2 protein-coding genes are annotated in these 4,078 nt (G+C 69.1%); both read left to right on the top strand.

All coding sequences use genetic code 11. From position 1 onward, the window contains the following. The first annotated feature begins 382 nt into the window (after positions 1-382). The gene (locus VFX99_RS07835) at positions 383-2,239 is read left to right on the top strand and encodes an ABC transporter ATP-binding protein (protein WP_329665739.1); all 1,857 of its coding nucleotides are present in this window, start codon (positions 383-385) and stop codon (positions 2,237-2,239) included. Further along, on the top strand, positions 2,236-4,053 hold the full coding sequence (locus VFX99_RS07830; RefSeq protein WP_329665738.1) for an ABC transporter ATP-binding protein: 1,818 nt from the start codon (positions 2,236-2,238) through the stop codon (positions 4,051-4,053). The genes VFX99_RS07835 and VFX99_RS07830 overlap by 4 nt, the downstream gene beginning before the upstream one ends. The last annotated feature ends 25 nt before the right edge of the window (positions 4,054-4,078 follow it).

Raw genomic sequence — 4,078 nt, 5'->3', positions numbered from 1 at the left:
GACTGCATCCGCAGGTCGAGACTGCGGGCAATACCCGCAGTCTCGCCGTCCCGGTGCAGTCTCGCGGCCAGGAGAAGCCCGGGATCCCGAAATTCTGGTTGCGGCCGCCAGAAGCCGGGGGATAGGCTGGAGGGCTTTCGTCCGCCTTCGCGCGGACACCCGTCGAAGGAGGATGCCATGAACACGATCGCCGTTGCCGTCACGCCGGTCGCCGCCGTCCTCCGCGACAAGTTCGGGACTCCCGCGCTCCTCGGCTGAGCCGAGTCGGCATACCGCCGACCCTCCGCGCGTTCCGTACGACAGGCGCTCCCGCCGGTCGCCGTCCTTCGGCGACCGCCCTCACCACGATGTCCACCATGCGCGACCTCTTCCATCAAGGATCATGATTTCCACCGCTTCCCAGCACGACGGCCGCATCTCGACCATCCGAGCACTGGCACGCCTTCTTCCGTTCGCGCGACCGGTCCTCGGCCGCCTCTCGCTCGGCGCGGTGAGCGCCCTCGTCGCGAGCCTCCTCGCGCTGTCCATCCCGCTCGTCCTCGAGGCGGTCGTGCGCGGCCCGATCAGCTCGGGCGATCCGATGCTGCTGATTCTCGGGTCTGTCGCGATCCTCGTCCTGGGGCTGCTCGAAGCGCTCATGGTGTGGCTCCGCCGCTTCTTCGTGATCGGGCCGGCGACGAAGGTCGAATACGACCTGCGCACCGAGTTCTACTCCCGGCTGCAGCGGCTGCCGGTGTCGTTCCACGACCGCTGGCAGTCCGGACAGCTGCTCAGCCGCATGATGCAGGACATCAGCATGCTGCGGCGCTGGATGGCCTTCGGCCTGCTGCTGCTGATCGTCAACGTGGTGACGGTCGGCGTCGGAACCCTCCTGCTCTTCCGGTGGCACTGGCTGCTCGGCACGATCTTCCTCGTCTGCTCGCTGCCGCTGTGGTTCACCGGGTACCGGTTCGAGAAGACCTACGGGAGCCTCGCCCGGCAGAGCCAGGACCAGGCGGGTGACCTCGCGACCTCCGTCGAAGAGAGCGTGCACGGCATCCGCGTGCTGAAGGCGTTCGGGCGCGGCAAGCATGCGCTCCACAAGTTCACCGCGCAGGCGGAGTCGCTGCGGCAGACCGAGCTGCGCAAGGCCGGCGCGATCGGCGTCATCTGGTTCTGGCTCGTCCTGTTGCCCGACCTGGCATTCGCGCTGTGCCTCGGTGCGGGCATCTACCTCGTCCAGCTCGGCCAGCTCGGCGTTCCCGAGCTCATCGCCTTCTTCGCGATGGCCACCGTGCTGCGGTGGCCGATGGAGTCGATCGGCTTCCTCTACTCGTTCACCCTCGACGCGCGCACCGCGACCGACCGCATCTTCGAGGTGTTCGACGAGCACAACACCATCACCGACCCGGCCACCCCGGTCACCATCGGACAGCCGCGCGGAGAACTCGCGTTCGAGGGCGTGCACTTCCGATACCAGGATGCCGCGCCCGATGAGCGCGATCTGCTCGACGGCATCGACCTCGTACTCCGCCCGGGCGAGACGATGGCGCTGGTGGGCCTGACCGGCTCGGGCAAGACCACCCTGACGACGCTGCCCTCTCGCCTGTACGACGTCACCGGCGGGCGGGTGACGCTCGACGGCGTCGACGTGCGCGACCTGACGCTGCGCGAGCTGCGCCTGCACGTGGGAATGGCGTTCGAAGACGCGACGCTCTTCTCGCAGACGGTTCGCGACAACGTGCTCCTCGGACGGGAGGACCTCGAGCCCGGGAGTCCCGAAGCCGAGGCGGTCCTGCGCGAGGCGCTCGATGTCGCCCAGGCGTCATTCGTGGACGACCTGCCCGACGGCGTGGACACCGTCATCGGCGAGGAGGGGATGAGCCTTTCGGGCGGGCAGCGTCAGCGACTCGCGCTCGCGCGCGCCGTCGCGGCCCGACCCGCGGTGCTCGTCCTCGACGACCCGCTGTCGGCGCTCGACGTCGACACGGAAGCGCTCGTCGAGGACGCACTCCGCGAGGTGCTGCACGCCACGACCGCACTCGTCGTCGCGCACCGGCCGTCGACCGTGACGCTCGCCGACCGCGTCGCGCTGCTCGAGTCCGGCCGCATCACCGCGGTCGGAACGCACTCCGAGCTCCTGCGCGACAGCCCGCACTACCGGCACGTCATCTCGAGCCTCGAGGACGAGCAGAACCGCGTGCGCGCCCTTCGATACGAGCCCTTCGGCTCGGCTGCCACGCCGGAGGTGAACCTGTGAGCAACACCACCGTGGAAGGAACCAGCGGCGAAGACCGCTCGGACTACACGCGCGACGAGAGCCGCAGCATCCGTCGCCGGTCGCTCCGCCTGCTCGGGTCGCTCGTCTCGCCGCTGAAGTGGCAGCTCGTGCTCGCCGCCGTCGTGCTGATCGTCTCGACGGCGCTGCGCGTCGCCGGGCCGGCCCTGATCGCGTACGGAATCGACACGGCGCTGCCGGCCGTGATCGACGAGATGGACTGGATGCCCACCATCGGCGTCGTCGTGGTCTACCTGCTGACGGCGCTCGGAGGGGCCGCCCTCATCGGCTGGTACGTGGTGGTCGCGGCGCGCCTGACGCAGGCGGTGATGCTCGATCTGCGCAAGCGGATCTTCCTGCACACGCAGCGCCTCAGCCTCGAATTCCACGAGTCGTACACCTCGGGCCGCATCATCTCGCGCCAGACGAGCGACCTCGACACGATCCGCGAGCTGCTCGACGGCGGACTGAATGAGCTGGTCTCCGGCATCCTCTACGGCGCCTTCACCCTGATCGCACTGCTCCTGCTCGACTGGCAGTCCGGTGTCATCCTGGCCGTCATGGGGGTGCCGCTGTTCCTGCTCATGCGGTGGTTCTATCTGCGCTCGCAGGTGGCCTACCGCGAGTCGCGAGTCGTCAGCGCCAAGGTGATCGTGAAGTTCGTCGAGACGATGACCGGCATCCGCGCGGTCAAGGCCTTCCGCAAGGAGGTGCGCAACGACGACGAATTCGGGGGAGTCGCCGGCGACTACCGCGCCGTCAACATGCGCACGATCCGCCTCTTCGGCATCTTCGAGCCGGGGCTCATGGCGGTGGCGGCGGTGACCGTCGCCCTCGTCCTGCTGTGGGGCGGCATCCGCGTGGTGGACGGATCGATCCTCATCGGAACGCTGATCGCGGCCGTGCTGTACGTGCGCAACTTCTTCGCGCCGATGCAGGAGGTGGCGTTCTTCCTGAACTCCTACCAGTCCGCCACGGCGGCCCTGGAGAAGGTGTCGGGCGTGCTCGAGGAGGAGCCCACGGTTCCGGACCCCGTCGAGCCGGTCGACCTCTGGCAGGCCCGCGGTCACATCCGCTTCGAGGACGTCCAGTTCGGCTACAGCAGCGGCCGCACGATCCTGCCCGACTTCTCGCTCGACATCCCCGCCGGTGAGACGATCGCCCTGGTCGGGACGACGGGTGCGGGCAAGTCGACGCTCGCCAAGCTCGTGTCGCGGTTCTACGACCCGACGCGAGGCCGCGTCACGCTCGACGGCGTGGACCTGCGGCGGCTGCACCCGAAGGACCTGCGGCGCGCGATCGTCATGGTCACCCAGGAGGCGTACCTCTTCAGCGGCACGGTGGCCGACAACATCGCGCTCGGCAAGCCCGACGCGACGCTCGACGAGATCCGCACTGCAGCGCGGGCGGTCGGCGCGGACGCGTTCATCGAACGCCTCCCCGACGGATACGGCACCGATGTGAACAAGCGCGGCGGGCGCGTCTCGGCGGGTCAGCGGCAGCTGATCTCGTTCGCCCGGGCGTTCCTGGCCGATCCGGCGGTGCTGATCCTCGACGAGGCGACCGCATCGCTCGACATCCCGAGCGAGCGGCAGATTCAGAACGCGCTGCAGACTCTGCTCGCCGACCGCACCGCGATCATCATCGCCCACCGCCTGTCGACGGTGGCGATCGCCGACCGCGTGCTCGTGATGGAGCACGGCGAGATCATCGAGGACGACGCTCCCGACAGCCTCATCGGAGGCGACGGGCGCTTCGCCCGCCTGCACGCGGCGTGGCGGGAGTCGCTGGTCTGACGTGGGCCACCGGGTGCCGCGGCCT

The sequence above is a fragment of the Microbacterium sp. genome (genome assembly GCF_036277215.1).
GTDB lineage: Bacteria > Actinomycetota > Actinomycetes > Actinomycetales > Microbacteriaceae > Microbacterium.
The sequence above is the reverse complement of the archived record's forward strand: the minus strand, read 5'-3'. Positions and strand labels throughout refer to the sequence as shown.

What these genes read in the sequence shown, in the direction of transcription:
- VFX99_RS07835 (WP_329665739.1), top strand. Translation starts at nt 383, where the DNA reads ATGATTTCCACCGCTTCCCAGCACGACGGCCGCATCTCGACCATCCGA.